Source organism: Leisingera sp. McT4-56, assembly GCF_020514995.1.
Classification (GTDB): domain Bacteria; phylum Pseudomonadota; class Alphaproteobacteria; order Rhodobacterales; family Rhodobacteraceae; genus Leisingera; species Leisingera aquaemixtae_A.
On sequence record NZ_JAJALF010000039.1, the window covers coordinates 1 to 19,802 of the forward strand.

The following is a 19,802-nucleotide window of genomic DNA, read 5'->3' on the forward strand; positions in this document are numbered from 1 at the left end:
GGAATCGAAATCTCAGAACCGCAAAGCGCCAGAAACACTGAGGTAGCGCAGAAGGCCCAGCAACGGCTGCTGGCCTTTTCGGAGGCGGATGCGGCCGGCAAACGCGGGCCGATCCCAAAAGGGCGCAGAGGTCAGGAAAAAGGGCGGCCCACCGGCCGCCCGCAAAATCTCAGTTCAGTTCACTCAGCCTGCAAGATCATCCAAGCCTTCCGCCAGACTTCTGCGCATACCCGCTTGCTCCATATGCATCCGCAGCCGCTGGTTATAGCCCCCAGGCGTATTCAGCGCCTCGATCAGCTCCTTGCAGCCCGATGCCTGAAGGCTGGTAGATACAAGCATCCGCAAGAAAGCCTCCCCTTGCGCAGGGTCCGACACCCGCTGCCCGAGCCAGTCCGCGGCGTCCGCAACCAGGCGCACCGCGGGCGAAAGCACCGCCTGTGCCGACAAGTAAGCCGTCAGTTCGCTGCTGTCCCGGACAGCAAAGACCGTGTTGTCCGGCTCGAATATCCGGCCAAGCAGCGCGGTATCCCCGAATGCCATGACCGGGGAGCCGCCCTGCGCGATGCCCGGGAAAGGCATCATAACCGCTGCCGCCCTGGCAGGCGCAGCCCAGTCCGCAACCTGTTCCAGATCCGCCCCAGCCATGAAGGAGACCACCTGCTGATCCTCCCGGAAGCTCAGGCCGTTCAGGATTGCCCCCGCGGCGTCCGCCATCAGCCCGAGGAAGACCACGTCGCTAGCATCAATCACTGCCTGGTTTCCGGCAACTGTCACGTCACCGAACGTCTCGGCAAGCGCCGAAGACAGCGCCGCGCTTCGCTCCGAGACGGTGATCTGGTGGCCCTTGCCCGCCAGGCCGCGCACAACAGCCGAGGCAATGGTGCCGCACCCCAAGAAACCCAGACGCATATCAGACCTCCTTCATCAGCCGCAGCGCATCATAGATCGCCGCATGGGTGTTGCGCGCGGAAACCGCATCACCGATGCGGAACAACTGGAACCGGCCCCCAGGATTGGAGCGGATCATTTGAGGCCGGCCGCTGACCAGGGCGCCGTGATCCACCTCGCCCCGGTTGGCGGACGCTTCCTTGAGCGCGAAATAGAGGTCGTCCAGCGGCAGGGTCCCGTAGTTCAGGACCACCTGATCATAGTCCGCTTCATAGGAATGGCTGCTGTAGTCTGTTCCGATGGACGCTGTCAGCCTGTTGCCGTTGCGCACGAGACCTTGCAGACGGCGGGCAACCGTAAAGGTCACATCCTTATCCTGGAGCGCCCGCATGTAGGGCACCAGGTTCATCCCCATTACTTCCGGGGCAAAGCTCCGGTCAGGGGTCATGATCTCCACCCTCGACCCCGCGCGTGCGGCGGCTTCCGCGGCCATCAGCCCGGGGTGGTCGCCGCTTTCGTCATAGATCAGCACATGCCCGGCCGGCTTCACATCGCCTGAGATGATGTCCCAACTGGAGACCGCATGGGGCAACCCACTGCCGGTTTCGTGCAGCATCATGCAGGGCATTCCGCCGGTCGCCACGATGACGGTGTCCGGATCAAGCGCAATCACATCCTCGGCCTCAGCCCAGGTATTGAACCGGAACGCCACGTCCCGGGCCGCGCATTGCGCCATGCGCCAGTCGATGATGCCGATCATCTCCGCCCGGCGCGGGTTCTGCGCGGTCAGCTGGACCTGACCGCCCGGCTCCGCCGCCGCTTCAAACACGGTCACATTATGGCCGCGTTCGGCCGCCACGCGCGCGGCCTCCAGACCGCCCGGACCTGCGCCGACAATTACGACTTTTTTGCGGGTCTCTGCCGGGGTGATCTGGTGCGGCATCGTGAGTTCGCGCCCAGTGGCCGCATTGTGAATGCACAGCGCCTCCCCCGCCTGATAGATCCTGTCCAGGCAGTAGGTGGCTCCGACGCAGGGGCGGATATCGTCTTCACGCCCTTCGATGATCTTTCTCACGATATGCGGGTCGGCCATATGGGCGCGGGTCATGCCGACCATGTCCAGCAGGCCGCTGGCAACCGCGTGGCGCGCAGTGGCAACATCCGGGATACGGGCGGCGTGGAAGGTTGGCATGCCTGTTGCCTTCTTCACCTCACCTGCGAAATCAAGATGCGGCGCCGACTTCATGCCCTGAACCGGGATTACATCGGTCATGGCCGGGTCGGTGTGGATTCGACCGCGGATCACGTTGAGGAAATCCACCATGCCGCTTTTCGCCAAGCGTTTGGAAATCTCCAGCCCTTCTTCTGGGGAAATCCCGCCCTTCTCCGCCTCATCCGCAGTGTAGCGCAAGCCAACGATGAAATCGCTGCCGACCCGCTCCCGCACCGCTTGCAGCACATCCATCGGAAACTTCATCCGGCTGTCCAGCGTCTGCCTGCCATAAGGCCCGTCCAGGTCATTGGTCAGCGGCGACCAGAATTGATCCAGCAGATGGCCGTAGACCTGCAGTTCGATCCCGTCCATGCCGCCGTCCTTCATCCGCTCCGCCGCATCGGCAAAGTCGGAGATGATACGGGTGATGTCCCAGTCCTCGGCCAATTTCGGGAAGGACCGGTGCGCGGGCTCCCTGTGGCGCGATGAACTGACGGACGGCAGCCAGTCGCCCTTGTTCCAGCCGGTGCGGCGGCCCAGGTGGGTCAGCTGGATCATAACTGCCGCGCCGTGCTCATGCACCCGGTCGGTCAGGTTGCGGATCCAGGGAACCACCTCGTCCTTGTAGGCCAGGATATTGTTGAACACCGGCGGGCTGTCGCGGCTGACCGCAGCGGACCCGGCTGTCATGGTCAGCGCCACACCCGCCTTGGCCCGTTCCGCGTGATAGGCCGCATAGCGCTCCTTTGGCATGCCATCCTCCGGATAGGCAGGCTCATGGCTGGTGGTCATGATCCGGTTGCGAAGCGTCAGATGCTTCAGCTGGTAGGGCTGCAGCAGCGGATCCTTGGGCATGGCAGGCGTCTCCTGGAACGGTGAATTGGCATGGCGGCAAGGCGAGTCATCCGCCACTCTTGACATATGTGTCGATTAAACACTCACACCTGTCAAGAAAAGTTGCGCGTGTCCTGCACCGCTGCTATGGCTGGCGCATGGACACACAGGACATCACGCGCCCGCGGCTAAGCGAAGAGGATTGGCTGGCAGCCGCCTATAAGGTGCTGACCGAGAGCGGTGTGGAAGCGGTGAAGGTGATGCCGCTAGCCAAGCGGCTTGGCGTATCGCGCACCAGTTTCTACTGGCATTTCAAGGACCGCGAAGAGCTGCTGGAAGCGATGGTTCGGCGGTGGGAGGAAAGGAATACCGGAAATCTGGTGGCCCGCACCGAGGCCTATGCCGAGAGCATTGCCGAGGCGATGTTCAACCTGTTCGACTGCTGGATCGACCCGGAGCTGTTTGACGCAAGGCTGGACCTGGCCATCCGCAACTGGGCCCGCAATGACAGCGGCCTGCAGCAAAGGCTGGACCTTGCCGACGCCCGCCGCGAACAGGCCATGACTGGTATGTTCATCCGTTTCGGCTATCCGGAGGCGGATGCGCTGATCCGCGCCCGGGCCATGATCTACACCCAGATCGGCTATATCTCGATGCAGGTGCACGAAAGCACGGAATACCGGATTTCCCTGATGCCCGGCTGGATCGAGGTGTTCACCGGCACCCGCCCTGCGCAGCGGGACCTGGACCGGTTTCTGGCCCGGCACCGCTAACCACCGCCGAGTTCCTGGTGCTCCACGCCGCCCGAGACAGAAACACGCCCGCCCGCCGGGCAGGCACCACAGATGCCAGCGCCACCAGAAGAAACGGGCGCGGAACCCCTGGTTCCGCGCCCGCCTTGTTAGTTCCAGCAGCTCTGCCGGATTATTCGGCTGCGATCTGCCCTTCGATCTTTTCGACCTTCACCGCCGAGAACTTGAACTCGGGGATCTTGCCGTAGGGGTCCAGCGCCGGGTTGGTCAGGATGTTGGCGGCCGCCTCCACATAGGCAAACGGCACAAACACCATATCCTCGGCAATCGCCCGGTCGGCCCGCGCCATGATCTCGATCGAACCGCGGCGGGTCGACAGGCGGATCATCTCGCCGGGCTCGATGCCCATCAGCTTGAGCGTGCGCGGGTTGAGCGAGCAGTTCGCCTCCGGCTCCACCGCATCCAGCACTTTGGAGCGCCGGGTCATCGACCCGGTGTGCCAATGCTCCAGCTGGCGGCCGGTGGTCATGATCATCGGGTACTCCGCATCCGGTGCTTCATCCGGCGGGATGACCGATGCCGGGGTGAAGCGGGCGCGGCCCTCGGGGCGCGGGAAGCCGTCACCGAACACAATCGCCTGGCCGGGGTCGGTCTCATGCAGCGACGGATAGGTGATGGTCTCGGTTTCCAGACGCTCCCAGGTGATGTTGTTGAGGGACTTCATGTTCAGCTTCATCTCGGCAAAGACTTCGCTGACATCCTTGTAGTCCCAAGGCAGCCCGATGCGCTGCGCCAGTTCGACAGTAACCTGCCAGTCCTCGCGCGCCTCACCCGGAGGCGGAACGGCGGGGCGCACACGCTGCACCTGGCGGTTGGTGTTCGACACGGTGCCATTCTTCTCATAGAGCGCCGAGGCCGGCAGGATGATGTCGGCATAGTTTGCCGTCTCGGTCAGGAAGATATCCTGAACGATCATCAGCTCCAGCTTGGCAAAGGCATCGCGCGCGTGGTCGGCATCCGGGTCGGACATCGCCGGGTTTTCGCCCTGGATGTACATGCCCTTGATGTTGCCGGCATAGGCCTCGTCCACGATCTCGGTCACGGTGAGGCCCTTCTCGTTCGAGAAGTCGCCGCCGCCCCAGACATCGGTAAAGCTCTTGCGGACATCATCCGAGGTCACGGTCTGATAATCCGGCAGGAACATCGGGATGAGGCCCGCGTCGGATGCGCCCTGCACGTTGTTCTGGCCGCGCAGCGGGTGCAGGCCTGCACCCGGCTTGCCCACATTGCCGGTCATCAGCGCGAGGCTGATCAGGCAGCGCGAGTTGTCGGTGCCGTGGATATGCTGGGACACGCCCATGCCCCAGAAGATCAGCCCCGCCTTGCCGCCCGCAAAGGTGCGCGCAACGCGGCGCAGCTGATCGGGGGAGACGCCGCAGATTTCCGACATCTTCTCAGGCGTGAACTGCTTCAGGTGCTCTTTTTCGGCTTCCCAGTTCTCGGTCCAGCGGTGGATGTACTGGCTGTCATAGAGCTCTTCCTCAACGATCACGTTCATGATCGCGTTCAGCATCGACACGTCCGCACCGGGTCGGAACTGCACCATCTCGGTCGCGAACCGGCGCAAGCCGACGCCGCGCGGATCCATCACGATCAGCTTGCCGCCGCGCTTGGTGAACTGCTTGAAGTAGGTCGCCGCCACCGGGTGGTTCTCGATCGGGTTGGAGCCGATAACGATCGCCACATCAGCGTTTTCGATCTCGTTGAAGGTCGCGGTCACCGCGCCGGAGCCCACGTTTTCGATCAGCGCCGCAACAGACGACGCATGGCACAGGCGGGTGCAGTGGTCGACGTTGTTGTGCTTGAAGCCCTGGCGGATGAACTTCTGGAAGAGATAAGCCTCTTCATTGGTGCATTTCGCCGAGCCGAAGCCCGCAACCGATTTCGGGTTTTCATCGCGCAAGCGCATCAAGCCCTTGGCGGCCAAATCCATCGCCTCTTCCCAGGTCGCTTCGCGGAAGTGGGTGGAGAGGTTGCCCGGATCGACGTTCAAGCCCTTGGCCGGCGCGTCGTCGCGGCGGATCAGCGGCTTGGTCAGGCGGTGCGGGTGGTGGATGTAGTCAAAGCCGAAGCGGCCCTTGACGCACAGGCGGCCTTCGTTGGCGGGGCCATTGATGCCATCGACATATTTGACCTTGCCGTCCTTGACCTTGAGGCTGACCTTGCAGCCGACGCCGCAGAACGGGCAGACGCTTTCGGTCTCGGAATCGTAGTCCTTGCTGTCGCCAACCTGTTTGTCGTCCATCACGGTGGCGGGCATCAGCGCGCCGGTCGGGCAGGCCTGGACGCACTCGCCGCAGGCCACACAGGTGGACTGGCCCATCGGGTCGGCGATGTCGAAGGTCGGATAGGCATCGTGGCCGCGGCCAGCCATGCCGATCACGTCATTGACCTGCACTTCGCGGCAGGCGCGCACGCACAGGCCGCAGGAGATACAAGCGTCCAGGTTCACCTTCATGGCAACGTGGCTGTCGTCCAGCAGCGGAATGCGGCCTTCTTCCAGCTTCGGAAAGCGGCTCTCGGTAACGCCGCTCAGCTCTGCCATGTCCCACATGTGGGAAGACTTGTCGTGCGCCTCTTCTTTCTTGGGCTGGTCCGCGACCAGCAGTTCCATCACCATTTTGCGGGCGTTTTCGGCGCGCGCGTTGTTGGTGGTGACGACCATGCCTTCGGCGGGTTCACGAATACAGGAGGCTGCCAGCGTGCGCTCGCCTTCGATCTCCACCATGCAGGCGCGGCAGTTGCCGTCCGGGCGGTAGCCGGGTGCCGGCTTGTGGCACAGATGCGGAATTTTTAGACCGCGGCCGTTGGCGACTTCCCAAATGGTCAGGCCCTTGTCCGCCGTGACCTGTTCGCCATCGAGTGTGAATGTGACTTTATCGCTCATGGCTCAAACCTCCTCGGGGAAGTGTTTCATGGTCAGGCGGATCGGGTTCGGCGCAGCCTGGCCCAGGCCGCAGATCGAGGCATCGACCATTGCGCTGCTCAGCTCTTCCAGCAGGCCCTGATCCCACTTCTTCTCGCTCATCAGCTTGACGGCTTTCTCGCAGCCCACCCGGCACGGGGTGCACTGACCGCAGCTTTCATCCTCGAAGAAGCGCAGCATGTTCAGCGCCGCGTCGCGGGCGGAGTCCTGATCGGACAGAACCACCACAGCAGCGGAACCGATGAAGGTGCCATGCGGCTGCAGCGTGTCGAAGTCCAAAGGCACGTCATTCATCGACGCGGGCAGCAGGCCCGAGGACGGGCCGCCCGGCTGGTAAGCCTTGAACGCGTGGCCATCCAGCATGCCGCCGCAGGCCTCGATGATGTCGGTGATGGTGGAACCGGCGGGCAGCAGATGCACGCCCGGGTTCTTCACACGGCCCGAAACCGAGTAGCTGCGCAGCCCTTTGCGGCCGTTCTTCTCAACCGAGTTCAGGCATTCAGGGCCTTCGCGGTTGATCTTGCAGACCCAGTACAGAGTTTCGACGTTGTGGACGAGGGTCGGGCGGCCGAAGACACCCACCTGCGCCACAAACGGCGGACGGTGGCGCGGCTCGCCGCGCTTGCCTTCGATCGACTCGATCATCGCGCTTTCTTCACCGCAGATATAGGCCCCTGCCCCGCGGCGCAGGTCGATATAGCCTGCCTCGACGATGCCGGCCTCTTCCAGCGCCTTGATCTCGCGGCGCAGAATTTCCAGAACTGCCGGATATTCGTCACGCATGTAGATAAAGGCTTTCTCGGCCTCGACTGCCCAGGCAGCAATCAGCATGCCCTCGAGGAACACATGCGGGGTGCGCTCTAGGTAGTAGCGGTCCTTGAAGGTGCCGGGTTCGCCCTCGTCGCCATTCACAGCCAGATAGCGCGGGCCCTCGTTGGCGCGCACAAAGCCCCATTTGGTGCCGGACGGGAAGCCAGCGCCGCCAAGACCGCGCAGGCCGGCTTCTTTGACTTTTGCCTGCACTGCTTCCCAGTCGCCATTGGCGCGCAAGTCTTTCAGCGTGGTATAGCCGCCTTCGGCCTCGTAGGCTGGGAAAGTCTCATACTCGGGGACATGCGCGTGGGTGTCGTCTGCCGCAATCGCCGCTTCCACTTTCTCCACGGTGGCGTGGTCGATGTGATTGTGGCCGATTTCCAGCACCGGCGCGGTGTCGCAACGGCCCATGCAGGGCGCGCGCAGGACGCGGACCTGGCTTGCGTCCAGACCATCTTCCAGCGCCTTCTGCAGCTGCTGAGCACCAGCCAGCTCGCAGGACAGCGAGTCGCAAACCCGGATGGTCAGGGCCGGCGGCGGTGTCTCGCCTTCCTTCACCACGTCGAAATGGGCGTAGAAGGTGGCCACCTCATAGATCTCTGCCTGACCAGTCCGCATCTCCTCGGCCAGCGCCCGGATATGCGCGGCGCTGAGGCAGCCGTATTTGTCCTGAATCAGGTGCAGGAATTCGATCAGAAGGTCCCGGTTGCGCGGGCGGTCCCCCAGCAGTTCCTGAACCTCGCTCAGCGCAATGTCGTCAACCTGGCGGCCTTTGGGCGTCTTGCGCCCTTTGCCTTTGCCGGACTTCCATACGCCCTTGCTATCATCCAATGGTGCCATGGGATCCTCCAGTCAGCACGTCTTTCATTCCGCCAATGCCATCAAGAATGAATATCGTCAAATCTGTAAATTGGATCGCACGATCAGAATTTCTTATGACGCCATTTGCGGCATCCTAGTGTCTGCAAACGTCGCAACTACCTCTTTCAAAGCACGCACAGTTGTGAGTTCCGGTGTCCGGTCGAGAGTCGCGATACAAATCGGGCGCGCCTGCTCCGGCTCCACCAGCGCCAGAACCCGGGTTCCGCCCAGCCCGCCAAGCGCCTGCATCAGCGCCCGCGGCAGAATGGTCGCCGCCGACCCCTCCCGCGCCAGAACCATTGAGGCCATGAACCCGTTGGATTCGGATACGATCTCCGGCTTCAGCCCCAGCTCAGCAAAGATCCGGTCCAAGATCCGGCGGTTCTGCATCTGCTCATCCAGCAGGCTCAGCGGCAGCTCCGCCGCTTCCGCCCAGCTGATCACATCGCCGCGGCCCGACACCATATCTTCCGGTGCCAGCAGCACGTAGCTTTCCTCGTAAAGGTGCTGCACTGTCACCAGCTCTTGGCCCATACTGTCCGCATAGGTGATGCCGGCGTCAATGGTGCCATCATAAAGCCGCTGCTGAATGGCCAAGGAGGACGTCACTTCCACTTGCGCCAGGATCCGCGGATAGGCTTGGTGCACTTGGTCCACTAGCTGTGCTGCCCAGGCGGTGGCTGTCGGCACCACCCCCAGAACCAGCGTGCCGGTCACTTCCCCCCGGGCTGCCGCAATTTCCTGCTCCAGCGCCCTGGCATCGTCCAGGATAGACCGCGCGCGCCGCACGATCATCATGCCCTCTTCGGTCAGGCCCTGAAACCGGTTGGCCCGGCGCACGATCGACAGCCCCAGCCGTTCTTCCAGATTCCGGATCCGCATCGAAAACGCCGGTTGCGACATTCCGCAATCAGCGGCTGCCTTGGCAAAATGCTGGTGCCGTGCCAGTGCTGTCAGCAGCAAAAGGTCCTTGAGTTCGATCATAGTGGAACTGTAGGCCTTTGCCGCGGCCCATTACAATGAAACTGTTACCGGTCAGGGCTTGCTGCCCGCGCCCGCAGTATGCGCATTGGTTTCATAGAGCTCGGTCAGTTCTTCCAAAACTTCCTGGGCGCCCTCCATCAGACTGGCCAGCCCGGGCCGGTCCGCTAACGCCTCCAGCAGCAGGTGCTCCCTCACGGATTTCATCTTCCCGGCCACACGCGCCCCCTCTTTCGTCAGGCTGTAAGACACACCGGACCGGCCAGCACCTTTTTTACAGGTGAGGCCGGCAGAAGCCAGTTTGCGCAGGGAGTACTGAATATTCGGAATATCAACGCGGTTGGTGAATCGGGCCAGTTCTTTGATCGATTTGGACCGTCCGCCGCTGCCGATCAGCAGGAGCAGGGTGATCTCAGCTCCAGACAGTGGCACGCTGCTCACCTGTTCAAAGCAATGCGCCTGCCACCGGGCCAGCCCTTCCTGTGCCCGCTGCACCGCCATTTCCAACTGGTGCAGCCTTTCGCCAGACGCGTCAGAGGCCGGGTCTGAATGCGCGGAAATGCCAATTCTCTTATCCAACGAAGGTCTCCAAAATCCATTGTCCGGTCAGGCACAATTACGCCGGCTCTGAAACGGGCAGCTCCCGCAGCCGAACCTGCCGAAACGAGTGCCAGCCCCTGCGAAAAAGGACGCCGGCTCCCATCTCCAAAATTCAATTCAAATGTTCCCAATATATTCAACCAATTCCGGCGAGTTTCAATAGCCGCCCGGCAAACAGGCAAAACAGAAGCGGCCCGCACTCTGGTCTTGGCAGCGTGCGCCCAAACTCAATCCGTTGCGGGTTGGGAATACACCGAAACGAAAGCGCGCAGTCCCTCGCAGTGAAGCGCTGGCTCCGAACGCTTCATGGGAACGGACGGCTCATGCAGCAACAAGGTGCTGCAGGTCACGGCGTCTCAAAGCGTGACGCGCAAGCCCGCCATAGGTCCGGCACACTTGCATACGCCCGGTTTTGCCGGCAAGGCACAGCACTGCGGCCAGCTCCGGGAACAGCTCGAACAGCTCCTGCCTGCCATCTGCATTTAATCCGCGGACAGCCTCTGGACCGGGCCAGAATGTTTCTGTCGCGATGCCTTCAGCAAAAATCACTTCGTGCTGCTCAGTCATGAGATGCACATAGGTAACTGGCCCGGATACGCCATGCACCTGGCTGCAGGCCGCATCGGTCTCTGCCAGCAGCTTGGCCGACAAGAAGCTTTCCTCGAGACCCGTGCACCACCCGAAAGCCTTGCGGCCAACAAGCAGGCGGTGCTGCGGGGACAGCAGCATCGGCCGCTCCGGCGCCAGCAAACCGCCCGGGCGGAGGCGGTAAGGTTTGAGGTGCGGACGCCGGGCCAGTTCCGCCGTGCTCAGCGTTCGCTTCCCGACCCAGATCACGGGCTGAAATCCATTGTCGGCAGTTTGCAACAAGTCGCCAACCCGGATCTGGCCTGCGGGAACCGCACCCCGCCGCGTGGCAAGCAGCACATCAGGTGTGAAGCAGGGAATGCCCGCAGAATGCATCTGTTGCGCCGTTGTGATCTGGCTTGGAGAGACCCCCTCAAGAACCAGTTTCTCCCCGCCCGGAAAGGTCAGCAGAGCATTGCCGGCCCCGTCATCACTGACAGAGACATCCCAGGCGCGGATGGCACCGTCCGGCCCTGTGCCGCCGGTCAGATCCGAAACATCCAGCTGATCGTTAAAGAACCCGTCGCTGTCATCATCCAGAACGCTGAAATCGCTGATGGTGTCGATGCCGCCTCCACCAGTCAGGATCAGTTCGTCATAGCCTGCGCCGCCGGTGATGGAATCGTCCCCGGCACCGAAGGTGACGGTGTCGTCGCCCGCACCTGCGTCAATTGAGGTGCCGGCGCTGTCGGCGGAGGCATCCACCACATCGGCCTGATCGGTTAGATTGAGCGCCTCGATCTCGGAGAAGGTGATCGTGTCCGTGCCGTCGGTGATCGTGCCCGCTTCGTCGCCGGAATAGGTGACGGTGACACCAGTGGTAACGCCAGAGACATCAACGGTGTCATAGTCATTGCCTGCTTCGCCGCCAGTCAGGGTGTCATTGCCAAAGCCATCTGACATCCGGAATGTATCCGCGCCGGACTCGCCATGCATCTGGTCATCGCCGCTGCCGCCAATCAGCAAGTCGTCGTCGTTGCCGCCGTACATGGTGTCGGCACCGTCGCCGCCTTCCAGCGTATCGTTGCCGTCCGTGGCGATAATGCTGTCATTGCCGGTGCCGCCGACCAGGCTGTCATCGCCCGCAGAGTTCTGCAGAGTATCGTCGCCTTCACCGCCGACCAGGGTGTCATTGCCCAGCCCGGTTGACAGGAAGTCGTTTCCCTCGCCGCCGTCGATGTAGTCATTGCCATCGCCGCCGGAGAGCGTGTCGCCCCCGGCCCCGCCGATCAGGGTGTCCGCGCCGGCGCCCCCGTCCAGAACATCGTCGCCGTCGCCACCATCGAGGCTGTCGTCGCCTTCCTCGCCGAGCAGGGAATCGTTGCCGCCCTGGCCATAGACGACGTCATTGCCGCCGCCGCCCAGAATGGTGTCAGCCCCCTGTTCAATCGGGGTCGTTACAGGATCATCAATGACGTCCCCGGAGAGCGTGAACCCCGCCAGACCATCGCGCGTCTGCAATGTGAACTCGATCGAAGACTGGTCCTCGAACCCGGCTGAGAACCAGGCATCCTGATCGGTGTAGCTGTTCAGCTCTGTGCCGGCCGCCGTAACCATGTTGCCATCGGTCGAGGTGCTGAGCGACGTGTCTTGCGAGACACCAAAGGAGGTGAAGCTGTTGCCGTCAATGATGACTGCTTCGGCATCGCCGTAACCGCTGTTGTCGTCGATGTCGTTAAAGGTGGCGGTGGAGTTCAGATAGACCGGCTCACCGGTTGCCGGATCAAAGAACTCCAGGCGGAAGCTGGCCTGGTCGCCGGCCTGATCGCCCTCCAGCAGAATTTCCGCACCCTCGGTATAGCCGAATTCCACTCTCATGTCCGGGTTCGACTTTTCGACAAGCACCAGCCTGCCCCAGACACTGGTGCCATCCGCCAAGGTCGCGACGTCGCTGAAGATGGCGTAGTTGCCCGCAGACCCCGTCCCGCCATCATGCGAGACGCTTTGAATGTTGCCTATTTCAAGCTGAAGCGGGCTGGCGTCGACACCCTGTTCGAACCCGTCCCCCATGTCGCCATAGATGACGTCATTGCCTTCGCCAGCGTCGATAACATCGCTGCCTTCCTCGCCGGCCACCGTATCATCGCCGTCCCCGGCGTCTATGGTGTCATCGCCGGTTGTTCCCGCAAGCGCATCCTTGCCCAGCGTGCCATTGATGGTTGCGATCAGGTTGGCGAGCCAATCAGGTTGGGCCATCGTGTACTCTCATCTCTTCAGCCCTGCCTGGTTTGCGACAGGAAACCAATGGGCCTTCTTTGATTGGCTGAACTGCAACCGGCAGCGGCCCTTACTGCCCGAGGCAATACGCTTATGGCCGTAACGAATGGTAAATCCGTCAAGGTTTCTGTGCAGTTAAACTGGGCAGTCTGGAGAAAGGCAGTTTTACCGTCCTGCCGCGCGCGCCCCGGTCTGACAGCAGAGCCGTCAACAGCAGGTGATTCCCCTGCGCATGCCCTGGAACCGGAGCAGGACATCACTGCCCCTCTCGCGCTCTTTCCGGATCGCGGACCGCTTTCGCGCCTGCATTTCACAGCCCTTGGCCTGCCGTCTTTAAAAATGAATCGTTTTATCTGCGGCTTCACGCCCGCCAAATGCCTCAGATCCGGATTGCCAGGGCCGATTTTAACGGCCCGGAAATGAATCCTCCTGAGTGTTTTCCCATCCAGCACCGCTCAGCTGGCTTGCCAATGGCCGCTTTCAGGCTGCCCGGCAGACTGAAATGTTGATGGGAACTACGCCGTGATGACTCGACTGTTGAAATTCTGGGGCAATATGCGACTGGGCCGCAAGCTGCCGCTCTCCATTGCCGCACCGACAATCCTTCTGACCCTCGCCTCGGGCTTTTTCTTTGCCTGGGAAGCCGGGCAAGCACTGAAGACCAACCGGGAAACCGCCTACGCGACGCTGCTGGAGGAACGCAAGGAAGCGCTGGAAAACTGGGTTTCCGGCCTGCGATCCCAGACCCGGACACTGGTTGCCAGCAAGGCAGTTGAAACCGCGCTGCGCGACTTTTCCAACGGCTTCTATTCGCTCGGCGACGATCCCAGCGGGCATCTGCGCGCCACCTATGTTGACGGCAACCCCAATCCGGCAGGGGAGCGTTACAAACTGCTGGACGCCAAGGACAAGTCGGCCTGGTCAATCCGCCACAAAATGAACCACACGGGATTCGTCACTTTCCTCGAAGAGCAGGGTTTCCTGGATGCCTACCTTCTGGATGTGCAGGGCAACATGGTCTACTCGGTCCAGAAGAATGAAGACTTCGCATTGAACTACCTGGACGGGCCATACAAGAACAGCGGGCTGGGCCAGGCTTACCGCGCGGCTTTGGAACTGGAACCGGGCAACGTATTCCTGTCGGAAATGGGCGCCTACCAGGCTGACAGCGGCGCGGCCGCAATGTTCATATCCTCACCGGTTTTCAAGAAAGATGCGATCATGGGCGCTTTGGTGCTGCGCGTCCCCGTGGACGGGATCGCAGGTATTCTGTCCCATTCCGCGCTCCTTGGGGAAACCGGTCAGGCCTACCTGGTGCGCGGCGACGGGATTGCCCTCACGGCGTCCGAACGCGCCGACGGGCATCAGGTTCTGTCGAAACTGCCTGAACTGCAGCAAATCACCGCGGCAATCAGCGGCGGCCGAAGCAGTTTCTCCGGCACCCCCGGACTGTCCGGGCAGCCGGTGGAAGCGATGGCCGCCGGCGTCAGCCTGGATGACCGCACCTGGGGAATTGTGCTTGAGGTCGACAGCGCCGAGGCCCTGGCTGCCCAGAAAAGCCTAGTCAACGCATCCATGCTGCAGGCGGTTGGCGTTGCCCTTGCGGTGGCACTGCTGTCCTGGATTGCCGCCCGCGGCATCGCGCGCAAGGTCTCCAGCCTCTCGGAGAGTGTCGAGCATATTGCGGCCAAGGACTATGACCACCCGGTGGCGGGATTGGGTAATGGCGACGAGTTCGGCAACATTGCGAGCATTCTTGAGGGCCTCAAGACCGACCTGCAGAATGCCCAGCTGGCCGAAGCCGAGCGCGCGGAGCTTCAGCGCCAGCAGGACCATGTGGTTGACGAACTGCGCAACGGGCTGACCCATCTCGCCAACGGCGACTTCTCCAGCCCGATCACAGAGCCATTCCCGGAAGCGCATGAAAGCCTGCGCCTGGACTTCAACCGCACCATAGAAACACTGAACAAAACCGTGCGCGAGGTGGTGGAGGCCACCACCAGCATCCGCAACGGCACATCGGAGATCAGCCAGGCATCGGATGACCTTTCGCAGCGCACCGAAAGCCAGGCGGCGACACTGGAACAGACCGCCGCCGCGCTGGATCAGATGACCGCCAGCGTCAAGGCCGCCGCCGACGGCGCGCGCCGGGTCGAAGCCGCGATGAACGAAGCCCGGGACGAGGCAAAGGCCAGCGGCGAGGTTGTCGAGAATGCGGTCTCCGCGATGAACGGGATCGAGGAATCGGCACGCCATATCTCGCAGATCATCGGGGTGATCGACGACATCGCCTTCCAGACCAACCTGCTGGCCTTGAATGCGGGTGTCGAGGCCGCACGCGCAGGCGAGGCGGGCCGCGGCTTTGCAGTGGTCGCGTCCGAAGTGCGGGCGCTGGCGCAGCGCTCCTCGGATGCGGCGATGGAAATCAAGGCACTGATCTCCAACTCCGGCGAACAGGTGGAAAAAGGTGTGGACTTGGTCGGAAAGGCAGGAGAGGCGCTGCACAGCATCGTCTCGCAGGTGTCGCATATTTCTGGCCTGGTTTCGGATATCGCCGAAGGCGCGGCAGAGCAGTCAACCGGCATCGGCGAAATCAACACCGGCGTGATGCAGCTGGACCAGGTCACCCAGCAGAACGCGGCAATGGTGGAGCAGATGACCGCTGCAGGCCAGCTTCTGAACGGCGATGCATCGAACCTGGCCGGGCTTGTGGCGCAATTCAATGTCGGGCTGGACATGCCCCCGCCCCGCGGGGACCTGCAGCCCCAGTTGCCGTCCGCTCACGGAACCGGCTGGGAGGGTCTGCCGGAAGCCCCCGAAGCGCTGCCGGTTTCCGACGGTTCGGCCGCTCTGATGAAATGGCAGGACTTCTGATCCTGCCGGTCTCCTGCAGCCGGACAACGTCCGCGGCTGCCGCTTGTGCCACACTGGGCGGCAGCCGGAAGCAACCGTGTTGTGAAAACCAGATTTTCAGACTTTAAGAGGACAATAGAACTGAACCTTACAGCTGGCACAAATTAAGGCCTCAGTTGCCAGTGGTGTTTTTGAATTATCAAAGGTGGCTGGATGGCCGTGGTTAAACTTCCCGCTCGCTGGATGCGCGCGCTCAGCAACAGGACTTACCTTCCTGCCCTGCTCGCCCTGGCAGTGGTCTGCGCTGCGGGCATGTATGCCGAAAGGCAGAACGCCACGATTCACTACCAGTCTCAGCGCGCCGAGGCTCAGCAGGAGGCCGGGATTATCAAATCCCGTCTCGAAGGCCAGCTGAACGGCGACTACCAGCGGCTGCGCGGCCTGGCAGCGATGCTGGCAACCGAACCGGACATGGGGCAGGAGCGGTTTGGCCGGATTGCCGCCCAGGTGCTGGAGGGAAAGACCGCCATCCGGCACATTGCGGCGGCTCCCGGGCTTGTCGTCTCTTTGATACACCCGGTAGAAGGCAACGAGCCTGTCATAGGACTGGACTACAACAAGAACGCGGCGCAGCGCGAGGCTGCCAACCGGGTGCGCGACAGCGGCGAGATGGTTCTGGCCGGCCCCGTCAATCTTGTGCAGGGCGGGTCCGGGTTTATCTACCGGCTGCCGATTTTCACCGGCTCCGGGGAAGAACGCCGGTTTTGGGGCATTCTTTCAGCCGTTGTCGAAACAGACACCTTATACGCTGCAACGGGCGTTGACGGCAGCAACGGCCTGGACATTGCGCTGACCGGACAGGACGGAACCGGCGCGGCAGGCAAGCAGTTCCTCGGCACCCCGGGCATCGTCTCCGATGACCCTGTTCTGCTTGACATCAATCTGCCCGTTGGCTCCTGGCAGCTGGCGGCCCGGCCGGAAGGCGGCTGGCAGAGCGATCCGGGCAACTTGTGGCAACTGCGGCTTGCTTTGCTGGCGGCAGGCACCCTCATCGTCTTCCCGACATTTCTGGCAGGCAGGCTGTCTGCCGCGCGTCAAAGCGTGATCCGCAAGCTGCGTCACCGGGAGGCGGAGCTGGAAGCCGTCTCGCGGCGGCTGGAGATTGCGGTCAAGACCTCACGGGTCGGCATCTGGGAATGCGACGCCAAGAACCAGCGGGTGAGCTGGGACAGCCGTATGCACGAATTGTACGGCGTTCCTGCTGCGGACGGCCCGCTGACCGGGCCTGCCTGGATAAACAAGCTGCACCCGGACGACCGCGCCAGGGTCACGAAGGCCCTTGAGGCCGCCGAAGGCAGCAATACGCATTTTGCCTCGGATTTCCGGATCGTGCTGGACGATGGCACGGTGAAGCACATTCGCGCGCTGGCCAGCCCTTTCACGGATGCGCAGGGCCGCGAATGGATGATCGGTGTCAATTGGAACGTCTCCGAAGATGTGCGCCTGCGCGAGGAGCTGATCCGCGCAAACCAGACCCTGTCGGAACGCAACAGCGAGCTGAAACAGGGCAAGCAGGCGCTTGAACAGGCGCACGCCGAGCTGCAAAAACAGCAAGCAGAACTGCACCGGCTTTCGCTTGTCGCCAAACACGCCTCTGACAGCATCATCCTGACGGATGCTGAGCGCCGGATTCTCTGGGTCAACGACGCCTTCACGCGCGCTACCGGCTACCTCGCCGAAGACGCCATAGGGCGCACCCCGTCCGACCTGCTGGACGGGCCGGATACAGACACCGACGTCATTCGCGAGATGAACCGGCACAAGGACCTCGGTATCCGCTACCACAACGAGGTTCTGAACTACACGAAATCGGGCAGCGAAGTCTGGTTCGACACCAACATCGTTCCGGTGACCAGCGCCGACGGCACGGTCGATCTGATCATCGGTATCGAGCGTGATATTACCCACAGCAAGCAGCGCGAACGCGAACTTGCCGAAGCCAAACTGGCGGCGGAGCAGGCCGACCGCGCCAAGTCGGAATTCCTGGCAAACATGAGCCATGAAATCCGCACGCCGATGAACGGGATCATCGGGATGGCGGACCTTCTGGCGGAGGCAGACCTGCCGCCGGACGAGCAGCAGAACGTCGAAACCATCCGCAGTTCGGCTCAGGCCCTTTTGAAAATCATCAATGATATTCTCGATGTGTCGCGCCTGGAGGCCGGAAAGTTCTCCATTTCCGAAGAGGACTTCAACCTGCGCGACTGCGTCAGCAGCGCCGCCAACCTGTTCCGCCCGAAAGCTTCGGAAAACGGTGTCTCGCTTGAGATCAGCTATGCCGACGGGATGCCCGAGCAGTTTCACGGCGATGACGGGCGTCTGCGCCAGATCCTGGTCAACCTGATCGGCAACGCGGTGAAATTCACACCCGAAGGCAAAATCGCCGTCCGTGTCTCCCATGCGCCAGGAGCCCCCTACCGCCTGGTGATAGAGGTTGAGGACAGCGGCATCGGGATATCCGAAAAACAGGCCCGCCATATCTTTGACCGCTTTACCCAGGCGGATGCTGCCACGACCAAGGCCTTTGGCGGCACCGGACTTGGCCTTACCATTTCCAGCATGCTGGCAAAACGGATGGGCGGCGGTATTTCCGTGGTGTCGGATCTTGGCCATGGGTCATGTTTCCGGCTGGAGCTGCAATTGGCGCCAGCCCGGCAGGCACCGCAGGGAGCAGAAGCTTTCTCCGCCGAAAGCACCCTCCAGCTTGGCTCATGCAGGGTGCTTCTGGCCGAGGACAACCAGACCAACAGACTGCTGATCCGGAAGTATCTGCGCGGCCAGCCCGTTGATCTGGTTGAGGCTGCGAACGGCCGTGCCGCGGTGGAAATGTGCAAGGAGTTGCATCCGGATATCGTCCTGATGGACATGTCCATGCCGGTCTTGGACGGCATCGGCGCCACACGGGAAATCCGCAGCCTGCCGATCCCGCAGCCCGTCATAGTCGCCTTGACAGCCAATGCCTTTGCCAGTGACCAGCAGGCCTGCCTCGAGGCCGGGATGGATCATTTTCTGGCCAAGCCGGTCAAGAAGGCGGTGCTTCTGCACACTCTGGCAACGCTGCTGGCAGAAACCCCGCCCCAGCAGGAACCGCGCGCCAGCGCCTGACCGGGGGCTCGGAACTACACGGCCGTCCCGATCAGCGCCACACCGGCTGCCATAAGAACGGCTGAGCCCAGCCGCCGCATCCAATAGCCTTCCTTGAGGAAAACAAACCCGATCAAGGCCGCAAAAATCACAGACGTTTCGCGCAGCGCAGAGACCGCGCCCAGGGGGGCAAAATTCTTGGCATAAAGCACCAGCCCGTAGGCCGCCATCGACACCAGGCCGCCGGCAATGCCCAAGGCCCAGGTCCTTGCCGGCAGGGCCGCCAGGGACTGGCGCCTGCGGATGGCAACAAACCCGGCAATAAAGATGTGGAAGAAAGCGCCCCAGGCCCAGTAGCCGAGCGTGCTACCGGACAGGCGCACCCCCAGGCCGTCAACCACGGAATAGATTGAAATGCAGAACCCTGTTCCAACGGCATACACCAAGGCCGCCCGCCCCACGCCGGAGCGCAGCGCCTTCCAGCTGCTGAGCTGGATACCGCAGGCAATCACGGCAATTCCGGCCCAGGCCTGCAGCGGCAGCACTTCCCCGGCCAGGATCATCGCCCAGATGCCAACCAGCGCCGGCACGATACCGCGGGCAATCGGGTAGACCACACTGAAATCACCATGCTGATAGGCGCGGCCCAGCATGTAGTAATACCCGAAATGCACCACGGTCGACATCAGGATATAGGGAAAACTCTCCGCCGATGGCAGCGGCAGGACCGCAATCATCACGGCACTGGGGATGACCTGGCCAAAGGCAACCAGGCCAAGCGTCGTGGTGCGGTCAGCGGCCGTTTTCACAATGGCGTTCCACACCGCATGCAGCAGGGCCGCCGACAGAATGATGGCAATAACAGGGAGTGTCATATCAGGGTCAGGTCTTTGGGCTAGCGGCCGCGACCGGTGTGTTCTTCATCGCTTCCAGTCATCTCCTCGATCAGCCGTGTCTCCAGCAGCTGTCCGTTGCGGTAGAGCACCGGATAGGCGACGGCGGCGATGTGGCTGTTGAACTCGCGCAGGGCGCG

The 19,802-nt window shown here is 62.3% G+C and carries 12 protein-coding genes; 4 read left to right on the forward strand and 8 right to left on the reverse strand.

Annotation, left to right across the window (positions count from 1 at the left end; all coding sequences use genetic code 11):
- Positions 1–183 precede the first annotated feature (183 nt).
- Positions 184–909: an NAD(P)-binding domain-containing protein gene (locus tag LHL23_RS22720; protein ID WP_226431657.1), complete on the reverse strand. Its 726-nt coding sequence runs from the start codon at positions 907–909 to the stop codon at positions 184–186.
- A gap of 1 nt (position 910) precedes the next feature.
- On the reverse strand, positions 911–2,956 hold the full coding sequence (locus LHL23_RS22725; protein ID WP_226431658.1) for an NADH:flavin oxidoreductase: 2,046 nt from the start codon (positions 2,954–2,956) through the stop codon (positions 911–913).
- A 137-nt stretch (positions 2,957–3,093) separates the two neighbouring features.
- On the opposite strand from LHL23_RS22725, the gene LHL23_RS22730 reads away from it, so the two are divergent.
- A complete protein-coding gene (locus LHL23_RS22730) occupies positions 3,094–3,708 on the forward strand; it encodes a TetR/AcrR family transcriptional regulator (RefSeq protein ID WP_226431659.1) in 615 nt (204 codons plus the stop codon).
- Positions 3,709–3,859: 151 nt separating this feature from the next.
- Here the strand turns inward: LHL23_RS22730 and fdhF are convergent, their stop codons facing one another.
- From fdhF to LHL23_RS22755, 5 genes are all read right to left on the reverse strand, one after another.
- Entirely contained in the window at positions 3,860–6,634 is a 2,775-nt protein-coding gene (fdhF, locus tag LHL23_RS22735) for a formate dehydrogenase subunit alpha (protein WP_226431660.1), read from the reverse strand.
- 3 nt (positions 6,635–6,637) lie between these two features.
- Positions 6,638–8,326: an NAD(P)H-dependent oxidoreductase subunit E gene (locus LHL23_RS22740; RefSeq protein ID WP_226431661.1), complete on the reverse strand. Its 1,689-nt coding sequence runs from the start codon at positions 8,324–8,326 to the stop codon at positions 6,638–6,640.
- A 93-nt stretch (positions 8,327–8,419) separates the two neighbouring features.
- Positions 8,420–9,331, reverse strand: a complete 912-nt coding sequence (locus tag LHL23_RS22745) for a LysR family transcriptional regulator (protein WP_226431662.1) — start codon at positions 9,329–9,331, stop codon at positions 8,420–8,422.
- Between the two features lie 51 nt (positions 9,332–9,382).
- Positions 9,383–9,829, reverse strand: coding sequence for a winged helix DNA-binding protein (locus tag LHL23_RS22750; RefSeq protein ID WP_226431663.1), 447 nt, complete (start codon positions 9,827–9,829; stop codon positions 9,383–9,385).
- Between the two features lie 420 nt (positions 9,830–10,249).
- On the reverse strand, positions 10,250–12,751 hold the full coding sequence (locus LHL23_RS22755; RefSeq protein WP_226431664.1) for a Hint domain-containing protein: 2,502 nt from the start codon (positions 12,749–12,751) through the stop codon (positions 10,250–10,252).
- 63 nt (positions 12,752–12,814) lie between these two features.
- Between LHL23_RS22755 and LHL23_RS22760 the strand changes: the two genes are divergently transcribed.
- The 3 genes from LHL23_RS22760 to LHL23_RS22770 all read left to right on the forward strand — a co-directional run bounded on the left by LHL23_RS22760 (position 12,815) and on the right by LHL23_RS22770 (position 18,790).
- Positions 12,815–13,195, forward strand: a complete 381-nt coding sequence (locus tag LHL23_RS22760) for a hypothetical protein (protein WP_222482598.1) — start codon at positions 12,815–12,817, stop codon at positions 13,193–13,195.
- A gap of 102 nt (positions 13,196–13,297) precedes the next feature.
- Complete coding sequence (locus LHL23_RS22765) at positions 13,298–15,646, forward strand: methyl-accepting chemotaxis protein (RefSeq protein WP_222482597.1); 2,349 nt, start codon at positions 13,298–13,300, stop codon at positions 15,644–15,646.
- A 291-nt stretch (positions 15,647–15,937) separates the two neighbouring features.
- The gene (locus tag LHL23_RS22770) at positions 15,938–18,790 is read left to right on the forward strand and encodes a PAS domain S-box protein (protein WP_319005230.1); all 2,853 of its coding nucleotides are present in this window, start codon (positions 15,938–15,940) and stop codon (positions 18,788–18,790) included.
- Between the two features lie 14 nt (positions 18,791–18,804).
- Here LHL23_RS22770 and LHL23_RS22775 read toward each other — a convergent pair whose 3' ends face one another.
- Entirely contained in the window at positions 18,805–19,644 is an 840-nt protein-coding gene (locus tag LHL23_RS22775) for a DMT family transporter (protein ID WP_226431666.1), read from the reverse strand.
- Positions 19,645–19,802 lie beyond the last annotated feature (158 nt).